The 22,642-nt window shown below is 58.0% G+C and carries 21 protein-coding genes; 5 read left to right on the top strand and 16 right to left on the bottom strand.

Features of this window, described 5'->3' with window-relative positions; all coding sequences use genetic code 11:
• Positions 1-234: 234 nt before the first annotated feature.
• Together IPH10_13735 and IPH10_13740 are read left to right on the top strand one after the other, a co-directional pair.
• Entirely contained in the window at positions 235-2,286 is a 2,052-nt protein-coding gene (locus tag IPH10_13735; GenBank protein ID MBK6911967.1) for a T9SS type A sorting domain-containing protein, read from the top strand.
• 142 nt (positions 2,287-2,428) lie between these two features.
• Positions 2,429-4,126, top strand: coding sequence for a T9SS type A sorting domain-containing protein (locus tag IPH10_13740; protein MBK6911968.1), 1,698 nt, complete (start codon positions 2,429-2,431; stop codon positions 4,124-4,126).
• A 101-nt stretch (positions 4,127-4,227) separates the two neighbouring features.
• Here IPH10_13740 and IPH10_13745 read toward each other — a convergent pair whose 3' ends face one another.
• The 9 genes from IPH10_13745 to bshC all read right to left on the bottom strand — a co-directional run bounded on the left by IPH10_13745 (position 4,228) and on the right by bshC (position 11,864).
• Positions 4,228-5,610 carry a phosphomannomutase/phosphoglucomutase gene (locus tag IPH10_13745; GenBank protein MBK6911969.1) on the bottom strand — a complete coding sequence of 461 codons (1,383 nt, stop codon included), beginning with the start codon at positions 5,608-5,610 and terminating at the stop codon, positions 4,228-4,230.
• Positions 5,611-5,658: 48 nt separating this feature from the next.
• Complete coding sequence (locus IPH10_13750) at positions 5,659-6,267, bottom strand: hypothetical protein (protein ID MBK6911970.1); 609 nt, start codon at positions 6,265-6,267, stop codon at positions 5,659-5,661.
• The gene (locus tag IPH10_13755) at positions 6,264-6,773 is read right to left on the bottom strand and encodes a GNAT family N-acetyltransferase (GenBank protein ID MBK6911971.1); all 510 of its coding nucleotides are present in this window, start codon (positions 6,771-6,773) and stop codon (positions 6,264-6,266) included. Before IPH10_13755 ends, IPH10_13750 begins: the two co-directional genes overlap by 4 nt.
• Positions 6,766-7,197: an OsmC family protein gene (locus IPH10_13760; protein ID MBK6911972.1), complete on the bottom strand. Its 432-nt coding sequence runs from the start codon at positions 7,195-7,197 to the stop codon at positions 6,766-6,768. The genes IPH10_13755 and IPH10_13760 overlap by 8 nt, the downstream gene beginning before the upstream one ends.
• Before the next feature lie 90 nt (positions 7,198-7,287).
• On the bottom strand, positions 7,288-8,460 hold the full coding sequence (gene bshA, locus IPH10_13765; GenBank protein ID MBK6911973.1) for an N-acetyl-alpha-D-glucosaminyl L-malate synthase BshA: 1,173 nt from the start codon (positions 8,458-8,460) through the stop codon (positions 7,288-7,290).
• Between the two features lies 1 nt (position 8,461).
• Positions 8,462-8,962, bottom strand: coding sequence for an SET domain-containing protein-lysine N-methyltransferase (locus IPH10_13770; GenBank protein MBK6911974.1), 501 nt, complete (start codon positions 8,960-8,962; stop codon positions 8,462-8,464).
• Positions 8,963-9,036: 74 nt separating this feature from the next.
• Complete coding sequence (locus IPH10_13775) at positions 9,037-9,516, bottom strand: SET domain-containing protein-lysine N-methyltransferase (GenBank protein MBK6911975.1); 480 nt, start codon at positions 9,514-9,516, stop codon at positions 9,037-9,039.
• The gene (gene bshB1, locus IPH10_13780; protein MBK6911976.1) at positions 9,507-10,229 is read right to left on the bottom strand and encodes a bacillithiol biosynthesis deacetylase BshB1; all 723 of its coding nucleotides are present in this window, start codon (positions 10,227-10,229) and stop codon (positions 9,507-9,509) included. The genes IPH10_13775 and bshB1 overlap by 10 nt, the downstream gene beginning before the upstream one ends.
• 3 nt (positions 10,230-10,232) lie before the next feature.
• Entirely contained in the window at positions 10,233-11,864 is a 1,632-nt protein-coding gene (bshC, locus tag IPH10_13785) for a bacillithiol biosynthesis cysteine-adding enzyme BshC (GenBank protein MBK6911977.1), read from the bottom strand.
• 179 nt (positions 11,865-12,043) lie between these two features.
• Here bshC and IPH10_13790 point away from each other — a divergent pair, with 179 nt between their 5' ends.
• On the top strand, positions 12,044-13,573 hold the full coding sequence (locus IPH10_13790) for a PEGA domain-containing protein (protein MBK6911978.1): 1,530 nt from the start codon (positions 12,044-12,046) through the stop codon (positions 13,571-13,573).
• A gap of 3 nt (positions 13,574-13,576) precedes the next feature.
• On the top strand, positions 13,577-14,413 hold the full coding sequence (locus IPH10_13795) for a rhomboid family intramembrane serine protease (protein ID MBK6911979.1): 837 nt from the start codon (positions 13,577-13,579) through the stop codon (positions 14,411-14,413).
• Between the two features lie 90 nt (positions 14,414-14,503).
• On the opposite strand, the gene IPH10_13800 is transcribed toward IPH10_13795, so the two are convergent.
• From IPH10_13800 to IPH10_13830, 7 genes are all read right to left on the bottom strand, one after another.
• Positions 14,504-16,438 (bottom strand): exo-alpha-sialidase, encoded by a 1,935-nt coding sequence (locus tag IPH10_13800; protein ID MBK6911980.1) that lies wholly within the window; start codon positions 16,436-16,438, stop codon positions 14,504-14,506.
• 46 nt (positions 16,439-16,484) lie between these two features.
• Entirely contained in the window at positions 16,485-16,646 is a 162-nt protein-coding gene (locus IPH10_13805; protein ID MBK6911981.1) for a hypothetical protein, read from the bottom strand.
• Positions 16,647-16,679: 33 nt separating this feature from the next.
• The gene (arsM, locus tag IPH10_13810; protein MBK6911982.1) at positions 16,680-17,492 is read right to left on the bottom strand and encodes an arsenite methyltransferase; all 813 of its coding nucleotides are present in this window, start codon (positions 17,490-17,492) and stop codon (positions 16,680-16,682) included.
• Positions 17,493-17,515: 23 nt separating this feature from the next.
• Positions 17,516-18,052, bottom strand: a complete 537-nt coding sequence (locus IPH10_13815; protein MBK6911983.1) for a DUF1697 domain-containing protein — start codon at positions 18,050-18,052, stop codon at positions 17,516-17,518.
• A 5-nt stretch (positions 18,053-18,057) separates the two neighbouring features.
• Positions 18,058-18,384, bottom strand: a complete 327-nt coding sequence (locus tag IPH10_13820) for a winged helix-turn-helix transcriptional regulator (protein MBK6911984.1) — start codon at positions 18,382-18,384, stop codon at positions 18,058-18,060.
• A 105-nt stretch (positions 18,385-18,489) separates the two neighbouring features.
• Positions 18,490-19,476, bottom strand: a complete 987-nt coding sequence (locus IPH10_13825; protein ID MBK6911985.1) for a hypothetical protein — start codon at positions 19,474-19,476, stop codon at positions 18,490-18,492.
• 429 nt (positions 19,477-19,905) lie between these two features.
• Complete coding sequence (locus tag IPH10_13830; protein ID MBK6911986.1) at positions 19,906-20,298, bottom strand: VOC family protein; 393 nt, start codon at positions 20,296-20,298, stop codon at positions 19,906-19,908.
• Positions 20,299-20,433: 135 nt separating this feature from the next.
• Between IPH10_13830 and IPH10_13835 the strand changes: the two genes are divergently transcribed.
• A complete protein-coding gene (locus IPH10_13835) occupies positions 20,434-22,635 on the top strand; it encodes a M1 family metallopeptidase (protein ID MBK6911987.1) in 2,202 nt (733 codons plus the stop codon).
• Positions 22,636-22,642 lie beyond the last annotated feature (7 nt).

Raw genomic sequence — 22,642 nt, forward strand, 5'->3', positions numbered from 1 at the left:
TAAGAAGGCACCAGTTCAAATTGCAGATCCTGCATCCACAAGAACAATAATTACAATATCTTAATACGATAAACCCTGTCAGCTTTTCGACCAGCGGTCGGTATGTCCAGCTGGGTGCGCCTTTTGCAATTTTAGCAGAGGTGCTTGAAAAGCCCTGAGAAAGGGCTATATTATTAGACAACTGTCTTTTTCCTTGGCCTGAAACTACATTGGACCGGCAACGGAGGAGTTATGATGCTTCGTTTGAGAAGTCTGTTTACCGTGATGACCTTGTTGGCTCTGGCGGCGTTGGCCGTCGCAGTACCGCGGCAGTGCGTCGTCCTCGAGCACTTTACTAACACGTCCTGTGGGCCGTGTTTTGCAAACAACCCGTTCCTGGAAGCGGCTGTCAATGACATGGGCCGCGATACGCTGGTGAAGATCAGCTACCACGTTAACTGGCCGGGACCCAACGACGCCTTCTATCTCCACAATTCCACGGAGAATTCGCAGCGTTGGAACTGGTACGGCGTAACGGGCGTGCCCGATATGTACATCGGCAACCTCTCGCCGAATTTCAATACCGCGCAGATCAAGAGCATGGCGCGCAACGAATTCGCCGAAAACTGCCCGGTGGCCATTGAAGAGTTCCTCGCCTATCAGTTGGACGGCGAAGAGACCACGGTGCATTTCTCCGGTCGTTTGAACGCGGAATCCACGATGCCGGCGACGGCGCGCCTGTTTGTCGCGCTGATCACGACCAACGTTGATCCGTACAATTCTCCCAACGGCGAAGATCATATTGCCGAGCCGTTCCGGGATCATGGTTATCATGCAACGCAGGGTTTGACGATCACCGCCGTTCCGGGTTCGCCGCAGGAATTTACGGGCACGCTGTCGAAGCTCGCCGCGTGGAACGCCAGCGACCTCGAAGCCGTGGCCTTTGTGCAGAATACTTCGGGCCGCGAAATCTTGCAGGGCGAAGTGACTGATGTCATGGCAGAGTATGACATGGCCCAGTCGAACGTGGATGGCCCGACGCAACAGATCGTGCCGGTCGCCGCGGGTGAACATGGTTACATTCTCGAGCTGGCCAACAATGGCATCAGCGACGACGTTTATACCGTCGAATTGGACGGCACGTGGCCGGCCAACTGGACGTTGACGGTTGAAGAGCAGGATGGAACGCCCAGCCCGGATCAGATCACCGTATCGCTGGCCAGCCTCGAAACGCGCTACCTGTTCGTGCGCGCGAACACCAACGGCAACCCCGGTTCGGCTTCCTTCACGGTGCGTTCCACCTCGCAGAATGCCGACGGGCTGGTGGTTGAGAACAGCTATCGCATGATGGCCGGACTCGACGTGCTCGTCATTGACGGCGATGGCGGCGAAACCTACGAAAGCTACTACAACGAGGCCATGGCGGCTGCTGATGACCAGGTGAGCATGGTGTGGGGTTGGTGGGACGCCACGCTTGATGATGTGGACGGTTCCATGTTTGACGGGGTGGACGTGGTGCTGTGGTTCACGGGCAATCGTTGGCAGGAAACGCTGACGCCGCTGGACCAGCTCAATCTGCAAGACTATCTTGATGCCGGCGGCAACCTGTTCCTGACCGGTCAGGGCATGGGCTTCGACATGCGTAACGACCAGTTCTTCCAGGAATACATGCACGCCACCTATCTGCGAAATTTCCCCATCGGCACTTCGGTGACCGGCCTGCCGGGCACGTTGGCGGATGGCGAGGCGTTCGCGATCGCAAGCGGCACGGGTGCAAATAACCAGAGTCGTCAGTCGGCGCTCGCGCCGCGCAGCGATCAGGCGCAGCTCGTGTTTAACTACGATCAGGAATTCCAGGGCGAGTCGCAGGGCGCCGCGCTGCAAGTTGACAACGGCACGTACAAGCTGTTGTACTTGGGTTTTGGCTTTGAAGCAATCGCGACTGAAGAGGCCCGTGTGAGCATGATGACGAATGCTATGGAATGGCTGCTGGGCACGAGCGCTACGCCGGAATCGCCCGCTACGCTGCCGACCGAGTTCAGCCTCGCGCAGAACTATCCCAACCCGTTTAACCCCGAGACCTCCATTCCGTTCGCCCTGCCGGCGCGCGCCAATGTGAAGCTCGCGGTGTTTGACCTGCTGGGCCGTGAAGTCGCCACGCTGGTCGAAGGCACATTTGAAGCCGGCGAGCACACCGTCAGCTTCAATGGCGCGGATCTCGCAAGCGGCGTCTATTTCTACCGCCTCAATGCACAGGCCGGTGAGCAGAGCTTCAACAGCACGCGCAAGCTGGTCTTGATGAAGTAACTGCCTTGCGCGGCGCGGTTGCCATCGCCGGTTTCCGCTCTCTGATTCCGCATCTTTGATTCGCAACCTTTTACATTGGGACGCCGCCAGCCGAGATGACGGCTGGCGGCGTTCTTCCTTTTTCTTGGAGGGGAAAGGACCCATGAACCCTTCGCGTTTGGTTTCCCGACTCTTATGGACCGCCGCCTTTGCGGTGGTCACGCTCCTCAGCCTGCCGTTTAATACGAGCTATCGTTCCACGACGGCCGAAGCCTGTTGGAACAATCAGTTGATCGAGTGTTTCGACTCGACACGCATCGCCTGGCCGTGGTGCAAGCCCACCGGCTCGGGACGTTGCTGGCGTTTCTCGCCAAATCCTCCGGCCCCCTTCGCATGGGGCGTGCAGGATCGCAACTACAGCGTGCGCATTCAATCGTACTGTGGCAATGACGACGACCAGTCTCTCTGGATTATCGGCGAACCGGGAACGGAAGATCCCGACTTTGACAATTATCCCCCGAATCTTAACACGTTCGTCACCTATGGCCCGCTGGACTTGACCGGCGCAGCCGAAGCCCGCGTGCTGTTCAGCCTGCTGATGTATAACGGCATGGATCCGCAGGATACGCTTTGCTGGGGCGCCGACTCGGTCTTCAGCCTGGCGACGACGCACATCTGGATTGACTCGGTGTTTTCCGGCCAGACCGATCAAGGTTGGGAGCTATTTGAAATTGACTTGAAAGACCTCTATCGCAACGTCCCGACGCGCGACAGCGTTTCGGCCTTGGGGCGTCCTGCGGTTTACATCTACTGGTGGTTCCGGTCGGATGCGGACGCCATTCGCGATCGCGGCGCATTCATTGACGATATTATCGTGTCCATTGACAATGGCACGGTGGACCTGCAGCTCGGCGGCATGAGCGTCGTGAATACCGATAGCTTCACCGTCCCGTCACGCATTGAAACCGGTGATTCTGTCCTCGCGCGCATGACGTGGGCGGCGTGTGATGGCGGCGTCCTGTTCTATCCCGATTTCCATGCGCAACTGTTCCTCGATGGCGTGATCGTCTTCGACTCCGTCGTGACCGGCGTGGAGCCAGGCACGACCGAGACGTGGTATACCGAACCGATCGCCATGAACGAAGCCGGCGACCACAGTTTCCAGTTCGTGATTGACGCGTTGGACGAAGTCGCGGAAAATAACGAGGGCAACAACTCGACGGCCTATCCATTCACGGTCTTCCCGCCGAACGAACCGCCGACATTTGAGTGGATCACACCGGTCAGCGATACGTTGGAAGGCGTCGGCTTCGCGCGCCTGCGCTGGTCATTGACCGATCCGGATGACGACGCGTATGTCACCATTCACGTGGACCCCGACAACGAAGGTTGCGTCGGTCCGATTGTCCCCGGCACTCTGAATCGCCCCGAAGTGGGATTGGATTCAGTGGACTGGACGATGAGCGGATTGCCGGTGGGCGCGGTGCGTTGGCTCTACGCGGAGTACGGCGACAATCTATTCTTGGGCTGCGAGTACTCGCCGTTCCCGGTGGTGGTCGGGACCACTGACGCTGATGGCCACCAAGAGTTGATTCCGATTACCTTTGCGCTCAATCAGAACTATCCGAATCCGTTCAATCCGGCCACGACCATTAATTTCAGCATCACGCGCGCCGGTCACACGACCCTCAAGGTGTTTGACATCACGGGCCGCGAAGTCGCAACGCTGATTGATAACGATCTGACGCCGGGACTCTACGATGCGGGCTTCCACGGCGCGAGCCTCCCGTCGGGCGTTTACATCTATCGCCTTGACGCGCCTGAAGGCAATCTGACGCGCAAGATGATCCTGATGAAGTAACCGGCGCCCAGTCGTTTGGCGCAAATCGAAAGTGAAACGAAAAGCCCCGCAATGCTTATTGCGGGGCTTTCTTTATGTCGTTGCCGACCGATGGCAAATTCTCAATGTCCGCCCGGCGCGCTGGGATCAAACGTGAAGCCCGCGTCTTTCAGCACGCGCGCAACGTCTTCCTGAATAGAATCGAGTTTGGCCTGCGATTTCGCTTCAACGCGCAGCACGAGCGTCGGCTGCGTATTTGAAGCGCGCACGAGCGCCCAGCCGCCGTCGAAATTCACGCGGACGCCGTCCAGATCAAACGTATCGAGGCCCCGGCCTTTGAAAGTCGACTTGACCTTGTCCACTACGTCGAACTTCACATCGTCGGGGCAATCCACGCGGATCTCGGGTGTGCTGAACGTCGCCGGCAAATCCGATAGCTCCTGCGTCAACGAATGCGGCAAGCGCGACACGATTTCCAGCAGGCGGCCCGCCGAGTAGATTCCGTCATCAAATCCGAAGAAGCGATCGGCGAAGAAGAAATGCCCGCTCATTTCGCCCGCCAGCGCGGCATGCTCTTCCCACAGCTTGCTCTTAATCAGTGCGTGGCCGGTCTTCCACATAATCGGCTGCCCGCCGTGCTGTTTCACGTCCGCAAAGAAATTCTCGCTGCACTTCACGTCGGCGATAATTTTTGCACCGGGCCTATCCTTCAGAATCGAACGCGCGAACAGCGTCATCAGCATGTCGCCCCACAGCACTTTGCCCTGGCCGTCAATCGCGCCGAGCCGATCAGCGTCGCCGTCAAAGCCTACGCCCACTTCGCACTTGTTGTCGGCAACAAGCTGCTTCAGCGCGACCAGATTCTTCTCCACCGTCGGATCGGGATGGTGATTAGGGAACCGGCCATCCACGTCGCTGTAAATGTCAAACACCTCGGCGCCGATTTCGCGGAAAATCTGCGGACCGCACAGGCCGCCGACGCCGTTGCCGCTGTCTACCGCCACGCGCACCTTGCGATCCAACTTCAGATTCGCCGTGAGCCACGCGATATAGTCCGGCATCACCGTGTAGCTCGAACTGGAGCCTTGGCCCTTTTCGTAATCCTGCCGCTCGCACAGCACGCGAATCTCTTGAATCATCGCGCCGTGAATCGAGGTCTTGCCATAGGCCATCTTGATGCCGTTGAATTCAGGCGGATTATGCGAACCCGTGATTTGAATGCCGCCGTCGGTCTTCAGATGCACCGCCGAGAAGTACAGCACGGAAGTCGGCACCATGCCGACTTCGATCACCTTCAGTCCAGTCGTGAGCAGTCCGGCCTTCAGATCGTTGGCGATGCGTTCACTGGTCAAGCGGCCGTCGCGCCCGAGCGTGAACGTCGTCGCGCCCTTGCGCCGAATAAAGGTGCCGATACCGCGGCCCAGTTCATAGACAACATCAGGCGTCAGGTCATCGGCGACAATGCCGCGAATATCGTATTCGCGAAAAATGTGAGGATTAAGCATGGGGGAAAGAAAAAGTATGAAAGATAAAGTACGAGGGATGAAAGCGGATCAGACGCCCTTGACGCTTCGTGCAAGCTCAGCGTTCAGCATCGCCAGCACATCGGCACGATTCTCAATCGAGCGCAGGCTGGAGCGCGTGGTGCTGCCGTCCGTGCGCGTCACCACCAGCTTGTCTTCGTCCAGCGCGAAGCTCTTGACGTCGGACCACTTGCCGGAAATTCTGTAAATCGGACGAATGCGCATCGCAAAACCTTCGTCCGTGCATCTGAGAGTGCGGAAAGCCAGCAGTCTCTCGTGAAACAAACCGACCGCGACAAACAGCAGACCCGCCAGCATCTGCACCGTGCCCGGCTGAAACCACTCGTCGCGATGCAGTTTGTGAAAGCCCTCGATCATCACCACGACTCCGGCGATCACTTCAAACCACGCGACTTTGCCGTGCGAGTGGCCTTTGTGCATCAGTTCACGTTTCAGCACAAACAACAGTGCCAAACCCGCCGCGATGCCGAGCAGATCAACCCACAGATGCTCGACGTGCCCGCCGAACAGGTTGGACACGCCGTTCAGGATCAGATAGAGGCCAGGCACGGCGTGATACATCATCTGCCCGCGTTTGGCGCGATCCGACAGATGCAGCTTTAGAGAGCGCGCATTCACGCGTGCACCCACACGTCGTGCGGATGATCCCACTTGATGATCTGCTTTTCAATCGTTGCGCCCAGCCGCTTGGCCACATTGGCCGACGGCACATTCTCCGGACGAATCAGCGAAATCACACGCTCCGCGCCACGCACCGCGCGGGCGAAGGCAATGCATGCGCGGGCGGCCTCGGTCGCGTAACCGTGATGCCAATGTTTGCGCAGCAAGAGGTAGCCGACTTCGGTTTCGTCCACGCTGTCAATGTCCTGCATCAGTACGCCGCACTGACCGATGAACTCACCGGTCGCATTCAATTCGAGAGCGTAAAACGAACACCCATCGCGCTCGTAGCGCATCAGTCCGCGCTCGATCCAGCCTTGCGTTTCCGTGCGGTCCATCGGATGCGGATAGTGGCGCATCACCTCCGGATCGCCCAGCAGGTCGCACAGCGGCTCAAGATAGTCGAGTGTCAGCGCACGAAAGCGAATCCGCTCGGTCGGCGGCGGCAGAACGACCCTAAGCAAGCGTCGCTTCGAGAGTGATCTCAGCCGAGCCCATCAGCAAGCGCGAAATCGGGCACGCGCCTTTCGTCTCAACCGCCGCTTCATGAAACGAGGCTGCATCCATGCCCGGCACCTTGGCCTTGCACACGATGTGCGACTTCGTCACCGTTGGCTTGCCTTCAATGAAATCAAGCGTGACGTGCGCAACCGCTTCGATAGATTCCGCGGGATGTCCGGCCTTTTCGAGACCGCCCGACAGCGCCATCGCATAGCAGCCCGCATGCGCCGCCGCGATCAGCTCTTCAGGATTAGTGCCGACGCCGTCGGCGAAACGATCATTGAATGAGTAGTTGAGTTGCTTAAGCGCGCCGGATTGCGTCGAGAGTTTGCCGTCGCCGCCTTTAAGTGTACCGTGCCAAACAGCGGTAGCCGTACGAATAGCCATGGGAGGAGATTGGGGTAAATTAGAAATTGGAAAAAAGAGAGTCGAAGGGGATTGCAGGGGCGGCAGGTGCGCCGCCCGGAAGCTGTTTCGTTACTTGGATGATGCCGAAGCGCGGGCAGCCGTTCGTTTCAGGCAGCGCTCCTCTGTCTTGTGCAACGTGTCCAAGTACAATTTCTCATACTGCGGCATGATGGTGTTGATGTGAAAAACCTGTTCCGCGCGAAGACGACCGGCCTGCCCCATCACGCGCCGCTGATCGGCGTCTTTGACCAACTGCAAAATGCTCGCCGTCATCCCGTCAAGATCGCCCACCGGATGCAGGTAGCCCGTCTCGTCGTGAATCACAACTTCCGGCAAACCGCCGACGTCGTAGCCCACGACCGGCATTTCGCAGCTCATGGCCTCGAGTGCAGACAGACCGAAGCTCTCCTTGTTCGACGGCAAGAAATAGATATCGCTGACACTCAGCAGGTCAATCAGACCCGTTTGCTTGCCGAGGAAGCGCACTTCGCCTTGAATACCCAATTCGCGGACTTGAAGTTCCGCGTTGCTGCGCATCGGACCGTCGCCAACCATCACCAGCTTGGCCTTCGTTTGCTCCCGCACGCGCGCGAATACGCTGATGATATCGGGAATGCGTTTGACAGGCCGGAAGTTCGAGATATGCAGGATGATCGGTTCGTCTTGCGGCGCCAGCCAGTCGCGGCGCTGCACGCACACGTCGCGTTTGTAGAGTTCCGTATCAATAAAATTGTAGATGACTTTCGTCTCGCCCGTGTAGCCGATGTTGTCGCGCGTTTCATTGGCAAGATCGTGCGACACCGCCGTCACCGCGTCAGACTGTTCGAGCGTGAATTTCACCACGGGCGCATAGGCAGGATGCGCGCCAACCAGCGTGATGTCCGTGCCGTGCAGCGTCGTGATGACCGGCGGCAGACCGCCGTTCATCTCGCGCGCCAGATAGGCCGCCGTCGCGTGCGGAATCGCGTAGTGCGCATGCAGCACGTCGAGATGATGCATCTTCACCGCGTCATGCAGCGTCGAGGCGAGGGTCAGCGTGTATGGCGTGTTCTCAAACAGATCATAGCCCACAACCGGCACTTCGTGAAAATATACATTCTGCTGAAACGCCGGCAAACGAAACGGCCGCGCCGTCGAGAAGAAATGCACCTCATGCCCGCGCACGGCCAAAGCGCAGCCCAACTCGGTCGCCACAATGCCCGAGCCGCCGTAAGTAGGATAGAGGATGATGCCGATCTTCATGCTATTTCTTGGCGGCAGCCTTCTTCTTCGCCTTCACAGTTCTTTTCTTCTTCGGCTTCACCAGCATGTTGCCCGAGCAATTAGGCGCGCCGCAGTTGCAGCGGTACTTCTCTTCCCAATCATCGTGCTCTTCGCCTTCGCCCGTAAGGCCGTAGTTGTAGGTCAATTCCTCACCGGTCTTGATCGCGCGCATCGCTTCAATGAACACACGCCCGCGATCTTCCACCGCTTCGCAATTCGGGTCACAGGAGTGATTGATGAAGCGCGCATCGTTGCCGCCGACTGCCGCGTCAATCGCCACCGCGCCGTCACAAATCTGAAACAAGAACGTGTGGTGGCGTTTCATCTTCGAATCGTCGTAGCGAGTGTCCGCTTCGTCTTCCGGAATCAACTGGCCGGTATATTCAATCAAGCGCGTGCCCTTGCGAATGGACTTGACCGCAAACGCGCCTTTGCCCTGAATATCAGAGCCGCGTACAATAAAGTAAGGGGAATCAGGCATGGATGTATGGGTGATGAATGAGTGTTTGACTGCGGTCGCCGAATGGGGATTGGGCGCTGCGGTTCCCTACGCGGTTAAGCCGACTGGTATTTCTTGGGAATCTTGCGGTCGAGCATGATCTTGCGGCACTTGCGCGCGCCGCAATGGCACACGTAGTCGGTCAGCCAGCTCTTCTGAAACGGTCCAGCCAGATAGAGATGATAGTCGTAGAGAATTTCCGCGCCTTTGGGAATCTTCTTCAGCGCGATGATATAGATGCGGCCGTCTTCTTCAATCGTCTCGGCATTCGGCGAGCACGAGTGATTGGCGAACATCGCCGCGTTGCCGCGCTTGTTCGCGTCAATGAAGCTGCCATCGTCCAGCGAAAAAATCACCGTATGATAGGCGTCCGGTTTGTGCTCGTCAATATCCGGCAGCGCGTCGGAGGCGATGCGCTTGCCCTGATATTCGATGATCCGCGTCCCTTTGGGAATGTCCTTGCGCGCGAACAGGCCGCGGCCATGGAGCTTGCTTTGCTTGACGAACCAGAATTCGCCGCGAGTCGCTATTGGCATAGTTTCATCGGATCGTGAACGGGAATCGGCTCCCGCATGTAAAAGACTTCGGCATACTTCACGCCGATTTGGTCGCCAAAATAACGTGCGCGCATCTCCAACCGGTCGAAGAACACAGGCTGCGAGAGAATCGTCATCGGATCACTGCTGTTGGGATCAAAAAACTGCGACTTGTGCGCCCGCGCCGCGCGAATCTTGTGCTCCCAGAAATCCGTGACGTCCACGTACACATTGCAGTCCATCATCCACGACGACGGCCAATAGAGCAGACGTTTCGGATTGTGCGGCGCGTAGTCCGCCGGAAAATTCGCCGCGCCCGCCACGAACATCGAGTGCTTCACCAGATCGCTCGTGCCTTCATGATCGGGATGCTTGTCCTGATTCCAGTGTGTCAACACGAGCTTCGGCTTGTGCCGACGAATACACTCGACGACCTTCACGCGGCGCTCATGCGTGTCCTGAATCTGCAAATCACCGAGGTTCAACACCTCGCGAAACTCGAAACCTAAGATCGCCAGCGCTTCCTGCGCTTCGACGGCGCGAATCTCCGCGTTGCCGCGCGAACCGCGTTCGCCGCGAGTCATGTCCACGATCCCAACCTTGTAGCCCAACTGCTTGAGCTTCAGCAGCGTGCCGGCGCACGACAGTTCAATGTCATCGGGATGCGCGCCGATCGCCAGCACATCCACCACCTGCGTGTTCACTTCACTCATAGGCTATTCCGTGATCACTATTTGATGCGCCGCGCCGTCGGCGGGCAATTTGTCCATCAATTCGAGTAGTTCAGTTACGCCGTAATGCGCCAGCGCCCACGCCGTGCCATAGATGCGCTCCATCGGCTTGCCGCCCGGTTTCGCCGCGAAGAGCACTTTATGCAGCCGCGCCAGTTCCACCGCGTGCTGCTGCTTGATGGCTTTGTTGGCTTTCTGTTCCAACTGTTCGAGAGGATGCAGCGCTTTGCCAGCCGACGAGCCCAGCGCTCCGGCCAGCGTCGGGTCTATGGTTTCCAGCGCGGGCTTCAGCTTCTGAAAGACCGCTTCAATCTCAGCGCGCGCACCGGCGAAAAGTTCGCTCGTGTTCTGTTCATCCGCCGCGCGCAGCACACGCTTCGACAACTCCGGCTCGGAAGTCGTCAACAGCTCTTCCCATGTCAATCCGAGCTTTTCGCGCAGGCGCTCGCACTTCTGATCCACAAGCGTCGCTGACATTCGTGGAAACAGACTCGGCGCGGTCACGCCGAGCATCTGATAAAACGGAGCAAGCTGTGCGTGATATTCCAATTCGCCCGGACCGCCGACATAAGCGACGGTAGGCAAAACAAAATCCTGAAATAGCGGACGCAGCGCGGCCTTGGGACTGACTTGCCACGTCCCACTGCGCAAGCGCGATTTCAATTCCACGGCGGTGACCTGTTCGCTCGATCCGTCGGGGTGCTTCACCGCGCCGTCGAGCAGCACCGGACGACGGACGTAGTCATCGCTCACGACATAGAAGAAATGCGCATCCGGCGTCGGGCTCATCGGCGCGGAGTAGCCGCGCATGCGCACCTCGTCCGAACGCACTTGAAACGCGTCGTGCAGCTCACGACGCGCATCGATCGCACGTTCCCATAACGGCAGCGCAAGCTGCTTCAAGCGTTCATTGCGCCCTTCACAGATCAACAGACCGCGCGGGCCCAGCGTCGCGGCGAGCAGTCGTCCAAAGGCCGTCGACAGGTCACCGTCACCGTAGGCATGCTCAAGCGCTTCGGCGGCTTCACCCGACACGTTGCCCCACTGCGCCAGCAATTCGTGCAAACCTGCCAGCGCCTGTTCGCCGACCGCATAGCGGCCCACTTCCTGATGCGCCACTTCTTTAGCCGGAGAAAACTCCATCGCGCCGAGAGTACCGTCCGCTTGCGGATAACGGCTGGCGCGAATTTCCTGCAAGTCGTGATCTTCACCTTCAAGCCAAAACAACGGCAGCACTGGCAACTTGAGCGTCGCTTCGAGCGCTCGCGCCAGCCGCACCGCATGATAGGCCTTAATGAAGGTGAACAGCGGGCCGCCCAGAAATCCTACCTGTTGCCCCGTCACTACCACCACCGCTCGACCTTCGGCCAGACTCTTCAGCCGCGCCAGTGTCTCTTCCGGCACACCATAGAGCAAACCCTCCGCGTGGAGAATGCCGGCGGCTTCCGCGTAAAAGGGGAAGTTGCGGAGCCGCTCCTCAGCTACCGTTCGGCAAGCCTGCGGATGCGCCGACGACTGGGCAAACAGCCATTCCGCGTCCGGGTGCTCGGCGACGACCGCTTGCCAGGCCGGACCGAATCCCGGCAGTCGCTCATAAGAAATCGCCAGCCGGTTCATGCGGAGAGGCGGGACTGCGGCCCGCGCCAAGGTTGGGGTGTAAGCATTTGCAAAATATACCGATTCATGCACGGTTTGTCAAACACTTGGCCCGTTGGAAAGCCGCTACGATTTCTATCCCTCATTGCTTTTCTGTAAGATAAGTCTATATTTACTTAGATATGCGCCTGATTTTGATTTTGTCTATTCTGTGGGTTCTGGGGCTGGGTAGCTACCTGCTCTATGACCGTTTCTGGCCCGGACACACGGGGACAGTCGTTGTCCTTAGTGATCCCGCTGGAGCAGATATCTGGATGGACCTTGTCCCAACGGGTCGGGTAACGCCGGCCGAAATGCGCGATGTGCCTCAGGGCAAGCACTCTTTCACCGTTCGCAAAGGTGGGGAGCGCCCTTCGCCGTTCGTCCAGGTCGTACCCGTGGCACGCGCCTCAGTTGATACGTTAACATTTGTTTTTGAAGAATCTGGCACAGCTCCTGCGGGATCGGATCTCTACGGTTCAACAACTCCACCGACCCTCGTGCCGCCTGCCGCAGAGGACATCAGCGACCGGGTCAAGCGCGAGCTGCCGTGGGAGGTCGAGCGCAAGATACCGCTTTCGTCCGAGACGACGCACGTCAGCCGAAGCTCGACGCGAACGACGACCTCTTATATAGAAGAGGGCGAACAGCTCAGCGGGATTACCTCAGGCCGCGACCACGGTGCCTTTGTCCGCGACAGCTCGAACACCGATGCCGCCGACATCTCCACGAGCAACGTGGAGATTTCGAGTTCGGTTCCCGGTGCGCTGATTATCGTCAATGACAAGCCAATCGGCAAGACCACGCCCGCCGTGGTCGCGCTGCCGCTCGGCACGCATACGGTCCGCGTCGAACTGGCGGGTTACAATACTGAGCCCGAACAGCACGTTGTGCGGCTGTCGCGCATCGCGGGCGGACAGTTGGTGTATTTTACACTGACCGAAGAGCTGCGCGCGCGCAAAGAAATAACCATTACCACCGAGCCCGTCGCTGGGCCGATCTTTGTCAACGGCGATTCCGTGGGCATCGGACTCGCCGTGATTCCCCATGACTTCGGGGTATTTGAAATCAGCTTTGGTCATATGGAGGGCTACCTGACGCCCGAGCCGCAGCGATTGGTGGTCACACCGACGAAACCCAACCCCACCATCACCGCGAAGTATCCGCGCGCGTTCGAAGTCTCGGCGACCTGTCAGGGCAATGGTGAGGCGGCGCGCACTGGCGACATCCGCTGGGAGACGGGCATTTATGATCGTGACAAAGGCGTGCGAACATCGGACACGCATGGGCCGAAGATTAACGAGATTCCCGGTTCAAGCAAGTCGGGTTGGGAGCTCGCCATGGGAGATCCTAATCGTAACCCGACCGGCGCGGACTACATCGAGTTCATCTTCACGCTGCCCGATGAAGTGCCGCCGTCGTCGCCGCTCAACCTGCGACTCTACCTCTATCGCTCCAACCGCAAGTATCCGCTGTCGCTGTCGTCACGCTGTGAAGTCACCGTGACGGTCAATGGCCGCGTGTTCCTCGATAACTTCCGACCGCGTAACGACCAAAGTTTGGCTGACGCGGGCCGCTACGAAGAGTGGTCGCTGCAGCACTCGCTGGTGACCGGCGAAAATCGCATTCTGATTCGCACCGGAGACAAAAATCAAATCTTCAACTACCTTTGGAAGTTCGAGGTGCTGTAAATCATGAGACAGCGCTTCGCCAAAATTTTCGAACAACCGCCCCTGCGCTTCATCAATCCCGAGATGGCGTGGACAGACGTAGTCAAGTATCTCATCTTGCTCAACGTCACCGTCTTCGCAGCGCAGGAGATTCTTGGACTTTATCCGCAATTCATCGAGAACTTCGCGCTCGTTCCCCGCGAATTCTTCCATGGACACGTGTGGACGCTGTTTACCTACATGTTCCTGCACGGCGGCTTCAGCCACATCCTCTTCAACATGCTCGCGTTGTGGATGTTCGGTTCGATGCTCGAACGCGTGTGGGGTTCCAAAGAATTTCTCAAGTACTATCTGCTTACGGGACTCGGCGGCGGACTCTGCTACGCGCTGTTCAACATGGATTCGTTCGTGCCCACCGTCGGCGCGTCGGGCGCGATCTACGGATTGCTGTTGGCCTATGCCGTGCTCTTCCCGGATAACATCATCTATATCTGGTTCGTGATTCCGGTCAAGGCGAAATACTTCGCGATGATCTTTGGCGTCATTGAGTTTCTGGCCAGCTTCAATCCCGGCTCCGGAGTCGCGCACCTTGCGCACTTAGGCGGCATGTTGATGGGCTACGGCTATCTGAAATGGGGCAAATTGCGCTACAGCGCGCCCGGTCGGCGTATGCGCGAGTGGAAACAGAAAATGGAGGTCGCGCAGCAGGAACGCGAAGTGCGCGAGGTCGATGAGGTCCGCCGCGAAGTGGATGAGCTGCTCGACAAGATTAACAAAGTCGGCATGGACGGCCTGACCAAAGATGAACAGAAGCGGCTCGAAAAAGCCTCAAAGTTCCTCCGAGACAAAGGCATAAGTTGATACACTGAAAAGGCCCGCGCAAGCGGGCCTTTTACTTTGTGTTCATTCCTGCGCAATTTGGAAAATCGTGGCGAGAAGAGACGCAGCATATCACGGCGCAAGGGCGGCGCGCACGATGTAGTATTTTTGTTCAGCGTCCAGCACGGCGTTTGTATCCAGCAGCGTCGTGTTTACCGTGACGCCCTCGAGGGTGGAGAATGAGTCGTGGGTGGAAAGCGCGCTGTAAACATGGTACCACGGCGCGCCGGTCGATTGCCAACGCAGTTGAATACTCGTGCCGATGCGGTAGGCCGTCAACCGGGCCGGAGCGGCCAAGGCGTTGATGGCAAAATCGGCGTCGCTGGTGTCGCCAACGTCGGGGTGATTTAAACCGACGATGCGCAACCGTGCAGCACTTGTTCCCGGTCCGGTCGCGTTCCAACTCCATTCGTGCTCGTCGCTGCGAATGGTGTCAAGCCGCTCCCAGACTCCGGCAGGATAGCTGCGATTCAATTCCACAAGCAGAGTATCTGGCGCATAGCGCAGTGTCCATCGAGCCATGCACGCCGAATTTGCATTCCAGGTCTCGCCGCCGTTCGGGCTGGTCAGCGCCAGGCTGTCGCCGTTGTTCCACCAAGCCGCGTAAATATCGCTGTAATCGTTGCGCGTGTCCGTCCACGCGCTGTGAAATCCGAGATTCGAGAAGGTCAGGCCCGTGTAGTCGCCTAAGAAACCGCGGTTATGCGTATCAAGTTGACGGTCGGAGATGCGCATGTTCGCGCTCCACGTCGCGCCGCCGTCCGTTGAAATCGTGCCGTAGTAGGCATAGTCGCAATTCGCAGGGTCCTCGCGGCGATCGCACCATGACACCGCGACATCGCCCGTCCGCGGATGCACGGCGATCCACGGCCACCACTGATGGCTGCCCGTATCGTCGTCGGGCAGAATGACCGGCTCAGACCACGTCGCGCCTTGATCCTCCGACTTGGTGAAATAGATGTCGTAGTTGTCTTCGACGATCGTGTGCGCGTAGGCGACATAAATCGCACCGCGATGCGGACCATCTGAGATGTCGACCGCCGGTACCGGATAGTTGGTCATGCGATAACCGCTATTGCAATTCAGGTCGTGGTAGACGAGCTGCGGATTGCATTCGCCGATCGTGATCATCGGCTGCCACGTGATGCCGCCATCGAGTGACTTACGAAACTGCAAATCCTCACTCGAAAGATCGGTCCACACAACATACACTTCACCGAGCGGCCCGGTCGCCAGAGTCGGCATGATGGCGTCGGCTTGACTGGAGATGACCAATGGCGTCATGAACGACTCGCCGTTGTCGGTCGAGCGCGTGAAATGCACGTGAAAACCGATCCACGTGACGTAGATATTGTCGCGGTATGGTGAATCGTCGCTGACATCGCAGGCGATCATCTCGCGGTCAATCTGGCTGTTGATCTGCGGAACTGTTGAGATCGTGGTCGGCGGACTCCATGTCACACCGTGATCATCGGAGTAGTGCAGATAGGCGCCATCGTTCGGGTAGTCGCAGCCCATGGCCAAATAGGCCGCGAACATCCGGCCGCTGCTGTTGATCGTCACGACCGGATCGAAAATGCTCGTGCAGTTGCCGTTGACGGCGCCGCTGCCGATTAGGCTCTGCCGCCATGACGAACCCCCGTCGGTGGAGCTATAAAAACGGGTACCGGAATTGCTCCCGAGCGCGTAATCATTCGCTCCGACGAGCAGGATATCGGGATTGGTGGGATCGGCCGCGATCGGGCACTCATTTTGAGCGCGATTGGTTGTGTCCTGATTGCAACGATGATTGGTCCCCACATCATCGAGCGGCGACCAGCGACGGTACGGCACGTCCACGTCGGCCGGGTCCATTCGCCGGGGTGGTCGTCCGGCGAGGCTGGTCTCTTTGATTGCCGTACGTTCGTTGGGTTGCGATTCGCCCAATAGCCAAAGACCGGCCGCGCAGACAACGGCCACAAGCCCCAACCCAACCCAAAATGTCCGAATGGTATTGCGAGATGTCATGGTTCTTCCGGCAAGCTGAGTTCTCGACCTACCTTGGAATGTAACCCTACCGCCGCAGTTTGTCAAGCGATTTCAGATCGAAGCAAAGGCCCGCGAGTGCGGGCCTTTGCTGGTTGCCCCGATGTTCCGGGGGGTAATTGGCATCCAATTCAAACACCGGCGTCACGCGATAGAACTCCTGCGTCGCGCCAGCCCACGGAGTGAGCACGATCTCGCGTCACTAACTCACACTTTCCCACGCCTATCCGCAACACCCCGGCGCACAGCCGCAATCGAGCGGTTTGTAGGCGCGCACCTTCACCGATGCGACCGCTTCGAGCGCTTCGTTGCGCAGCGCGTCGCCGATGCTGTCGAGACCGACATCGTATTGAATCTCGTTGACGATTTCAACATTGATCAAACCCGCCGCGCGCGCGTAGTGCAAATATTCTTCTTTCAACGATGCACCGGAGACGCAGCCGACATAGGCTTCGACATTGTTCTTCAGTTCCGGCGACAACGGGCGATTCAGCACGAGATCGGAAACGAGCATTCTGCCGCCGGGTTTCAACACGCGTGCGATTTCAGAAAACACGCGCGGTTTATCCACCGACAGATTAATCACGCAATTCGAGATCACCAAATCCACCGAATTCGCGCCGACCGGAAGCTGTTCAATGATGCCCTCGCGAAACTCCACATTCGCGGCATTGATCGTTTCGGCGTTCGCGCGCGCCTTGGCCAGCATATCCGGCGTCATGTCCACGCCGATGACTTTGCCGGTCGGCCCGACCTTGCGCGCCGCGAGAAATGCATCAAAGCCCGCGCCGCTCCCCAAATCAAGTATCGTTTCGCCCGGCACAACTTCGGCGAACTGCAGCGGATTGCCGCAGCCCAAACCTAAGTTCGCGCCGTCGGGCACGGCCTTCAAGTCTTCTTCGGCATAGCCGATCGCCGTGGCGATATCATCCACATTGGTTGCGCCGCAGCACCCCGCCGTGCCGCAGCAGCTTTCACCGCGTGCCGCCTCGCCATACTTCTCGCGCACAATTTCGCGAATGTTCAAAAGTTCCATCTTCAGAGTCCCGCCTTCTTCTGTTAGTTCTCTTGAGCCAACTCAATCAGCTTGCTCATGGTGTTGAAATTGCGCGTGGTGGCCGCCACGCCGATTTTCTTCTCGAGAAAATTGTTACTCAGTTTACTGCGTGCCGCACTTCCGGGAATATAGAGATAGGCCGCGCGTTTGGTGATGGCAAGTTCTTCCTCACCGTAATCCTGCGCGAGCAGCTCTTTGATTTTCGCCGCCGCGGGCGCAGATTGAAATTGCATGAAGAACACCCGCGCGATGTCGTATCCCTTGCCGAACGGATTCTCGTCCAGCACCTTCTGCAACTCCGCCGCCGAGCGCACGACAACCGCGAGTTCCGGGCCAATGTGCTTCTTGATTAGGTGTTGCACGTCGGCTTCAATCTCGCGCGGACTTTTGTTCGAATCTACAAGAGCGTTGCCGCTCGCAATGTAGGTTCGCGCATTGCCGTAACCCGCTTGCGTCAACACCTCGCGCAACTGCGCCATCGGCACGCGGTTCTTGCCCGTCGGCATCACGCCGCGCAACAAAATAATGTAGGTTCGCACGCTAACTAACAACAGCTTTCGGTCAGCCCCTCAAAGACCTTGCGAAAACGCGCGATGGCTTTCGGATCTATGCAGTAGCAGATCTTCGGGCCGTCAATCTCGCCGCGAATCCAGCCCGCTTCCTTCAGCTTGCGCAAATGCTGCGACACCGTTGAAGGGGCGACCGGCAACTGCTCGACAATATCCCCCACGATGCAGCCGGGCGAGCTTAACAAGAACCGCAGAATAGCCACCCGGTGCGGGTGACCTAATGCCCGGGCCAGCTTGGCCAGCTCGGTATCCTCCAGGCTATTGTCGGGAGGATGGATGGTAAACTCAGGGGCGTTTTGCATAATTTCCTTTCGTTATTCGTAAAAGTACGAAATGATTTTCGAAATGTCAAGAGAAGAATTGGGCGACCTTTCGGCCGCCCTATTTGCTCACGGATGTACCGTAACTTATTGAGCAGTAACGATATAAGAACTCTTCGCCGGTGTTGGTGCGATATCAAGGTAGCTCGGAGCCGCTGTCTGACCAATCAAATTCGCCGGAATTGGAGTCACAACCTCGACCGTGTCACGGTAGACATTATACAGTGCGGCATTCGTCGAGGTCTCCCAAATTAGCCGGATACCACCCTCTTCCACCAGCGCCATGAGATGCTGCGGCACCGAAGCAGCCGGTCGAACCGTGAAGCTCCACACCGGCCCGGGTGTCGCCCCCGCCGCATTGCGCTCATCTATCCGCCAAAAATACGTCGCACCACGAGTCAGATCGCCCACCGGATCAAATGTGACTGCCGCCTGATTCCCCGCGAACGCCGGCGGATCCACCGGACCAAAATATACGTCGTGCGACGTCGCGCCAGCGCCCGCAGACCAAGTCAATACCACAGTCTCCAAGACGTTTGTGGTAAGATCCGCCGGCAACGGCGACGTGGCAATTCCGGGAAGCGCAGCCGCTTCGGTGGCCGTCAAGACAATCGTATTGTTATTTCCATCAACGTTGCTTTGCAGCGCGGCCGCGTACAGTCTGACCGTGCCCGTCCCGGCGGCTGGCGCCGTCCACGTAAATTGACCGGAGTCATGATTCATGCTCGTGAAATGCACGCCGTTGGTTTCGCCGCTCACATTATACGTCGAGGTGAACTGGCCCGCAGTGATCGCGCCCGCATTGGCCGTACCGCTGAGGCCCACGCGACATGAAGAATTGAAGTTGACAATCGTCCCGCCCGAGATCTTCTTGATCGTCAGCAAATAGGCCGCTCCGGGAGTGTAGGTTGCGGGAAAGCCTGTGACCTGTACCGTGTTTGTCACCGCTCCGCCGTGACAACTGCTCGCGCAAGTTTCAAGACCGGGTGCACCGGACCGCCCGGTGTAGGTTGGGAATGCCGAGGCGCTAATGGCCCACAACAACATTGTAATAACGACGACTGCGTTGCGCATGACTGCTCCTTTAAATACTGGATATTCATCTACACCCGGCGACATCCCGGATTGCCTAATTCATCTGTGTGCTGCGCAATCGTCCGCGATTCAGCTTGTATCGTGGCGATTTGTCAACATCAGAAATCAAAGCACGCGTTCGTTGCGCATAAACCTTGATTGCTGATTGACGCACTCATACTAAACATTTGTGTGCGAACTGTACAGGAATTCCCGCACGACCGAGCAAGAAATGTTATACAATAATCTATGCGAGTACATATAGAAATCACCAATTCCGCCACGAGGAGTCAACTTTGAACAACAAAAAGAGAGGCGCGACCCTCGCGGATCGCGCCCAATTGCTGCCCCTGCACCGGACATTCAGTCCAAAACTTTTGAATCTACCGACCGTTCACACGGTTGCGGCTTGGCAACAATCACCGCCGCCTAACCATGCTGAGCCTGCTTCTGACCAACATACTCAATCGAAAACCGATTGCCCTCCGGGTCCTCGCCCTCGCAGATCCAGATGTTTGGTGCCACCATCCGCGGTTCGCCCATCGGCACCCCACGCTCGGTCAGCTCGTCCCGTGCCACCTCCAGGTCATTGACCCGAAATACGATCGAGGCAGAGTCCTGACCAACGCGCCGCTTACCGCCCGAATGGAGGCAGAGGCGACAGACCCCGGTGTCGAGCTCAATCCACTCCTGCCGCCGAAAATCCGTCACCCCAGCCGGTTGAGCAATGGTTAAACCCATGGCATCCCGGTAAAATTCCACCATTTCCTGCATATTCTCGACATACAGAATCACTTCGGAAAGTCCCTTTAAGCAGCCCATGGAAACCTCCAGTCATTGGATGGTGGCGAATCCCTACAATATAGTAACGGTAAAATCCATCGGCAAATGCCCAGGACTTGCGCTCGCAGCTTAGACCCGTTAAATTAGGGGGTAACCTGTCTAAGGATGATTAAGATGCGACTTCCGTTGTTCTGTCTGGCGTTCCTCTGCCTTGCCGCCGGCTCCGTATGGGCCGACGACACCTCGCAATTGACCCTGCCCCCCTCGTCCCCGTCCGAATTCCACGAACAGGAAGCCACCCGCTGGCGGCTGGCCCTCGAAGCCCGCGACCAGCTGACGTTGGACGAAACTCAACTCGACTACGACGTTCGGTACTACGAACTCTGGGTTGACCTGCGTAATTACACGGGCCGGCAAATCGCCGGTCGAACCGACGTGTACGGCACCGCCCTCACCGCAAACTTCCGGGATGTCGTGCTTGATCTGTGCGATACCCTGAGCGTTGATTCCGTGCGCGGCGCGGGCAACACGACGCTCGCTTACAGCCGCGGCAGTCAACAGATCGTCGTTTCGCTCGAACGCGACTACGCACTCAACGAAGATTTCGCCCTGACAATCTACTACCACGGCACTCCCTGTCTCGGAGGCGGGATCTCGACCTTCGATTGGTACGACCGTTTCGTTTCATCGTACGTCGTGCCGTCTATTCACACGCTGTCCGAACCGTTCGGCGCGCGCGACTGGTGGCCGTGCAAGGATGTTCCCAGCGACAAGGCCGACAGCGCGCGCATCCACCTGACCGTCAGCGACACGCTCGTGGCCACTTCAAACGGCGTGCTGCAAAGCGTTACACCCGTGCCGTCGAACGCCTTGCGGTATAGCTGGTTCGAAAGTAATCCAATCTCGACCTACTTGATTGTGGCCAACGCCTCAAACTACCAGTCGTTCACCGATTGGTACGTAAACTCCGGCGGCGACAGCCTGCCGATAGTTTACTACGTCTATCCGGAAAAACTCGCGGCCGCGCAGACCGATTGGGATTTCACTCCCGACATCATTACAGTATTTGCCGAGAAATTCGGCGAGTATCCGTTCATGGACGAAAAGTACGGCCACTCGATGTTCCGCTGGAGCGGCGGCATGGAGCACCAGTGCAACACCTCGATGGGGTCCGGCATCGTCAGCGGATTCCATTGGTATGACTACATCACCGTCCACGAACTCGCGCACATGTGGTGGGGGGATATGGTCACGCTGGATGACTGGCCGGACATCTGGCTCAATGAAGGCTTCGCCAGCTACAGTGAAGCCGTATGGGTAGAATCGCAAGGCGGAGCGGCGGCGTTGCGAAGCTACATGATTTCAGACCTTGTTGTGAACGATCCTTCCGGCCCGGTGTACAATCCGGCGTCGCTGTTTTCAAGCAACACGGTCTATCACAAGGGCGCGTGGGTGCTGCACACGCTGCGCGGCGCCATCCGCAACGACTCGTTGTTCTTCGCGGGCCTGCGGGAATATCGCGCGCGCTATCAATATAGCACCGCAACGACCGCGGAGTTTCTGGCGGCCATGTCTGACGTCGCGGGTTACGATGTTACGCCGTTTGTGTACGGCTATCTCTATCTGACCAATCGCCCGAGTTACCGTTATTCCTATGGAACCGGCATGTGCGACGGCGTGCTGACAACCGCCGTGCGCCTGCGCCAGATTCACGCGACCCCAGCGCAGCCGTTCACGAACCGCGTGGACCTGCGCTTTGGCGGCGCGCAAACGGTCACACAGACCGTCGTTAGCAACAGTTATCGCGCCGAGTATCTGTTCAATATGGGATACACGCCCAGCTCGATCGCATTGGATCCGGATGAATGGATGCTTGAAACCAAAATGAACGAGCCGCTGCAGCCCATCTTCTTGAATGCAGCGCTGACCATCGGCACGGAAGGCGCGCCTTATGCCGACACCCTCGTTGCGATTGGCGGAGCGTCGGCGTACACGTTCACTTTAATCGGCGGTGCGCTGCCCACCGGTATCACACTCGGCTCCAACGGCATCTTTGCGGGAACGCCGTCTGTCAGCGGAAACTTTCCGCTGACTTTGCGCGTGAACAACACGAGCAACCAATCTGACACGACGCAGCTTGTGCTAAACGTCCTCCCGGTCCTCGACGCGCCGGAGGAGTTGACCATTCTGGCCAACGGTGACGATACGGTCACGTTGCGTTGGATCGCGTCGCCGGACGCGCTGCACTACGACGTAATGGCGGCCACGCTGGCGGACTACTCCGACTTGGTCATACTGGCTACCGTTACAGATACGTTTTACGTGGACGCGGCGACGGTCCCGGAAAAATATTACATGATCATCGCCCGGCCGTAACTGCGGC

This window comes from bacterium (assembly GCA_016702305.1).
Lineage (GTDB): Bacteria > Electryoneota > RPQS01 > RPQS01 > RPQS01 > JABWCQ01.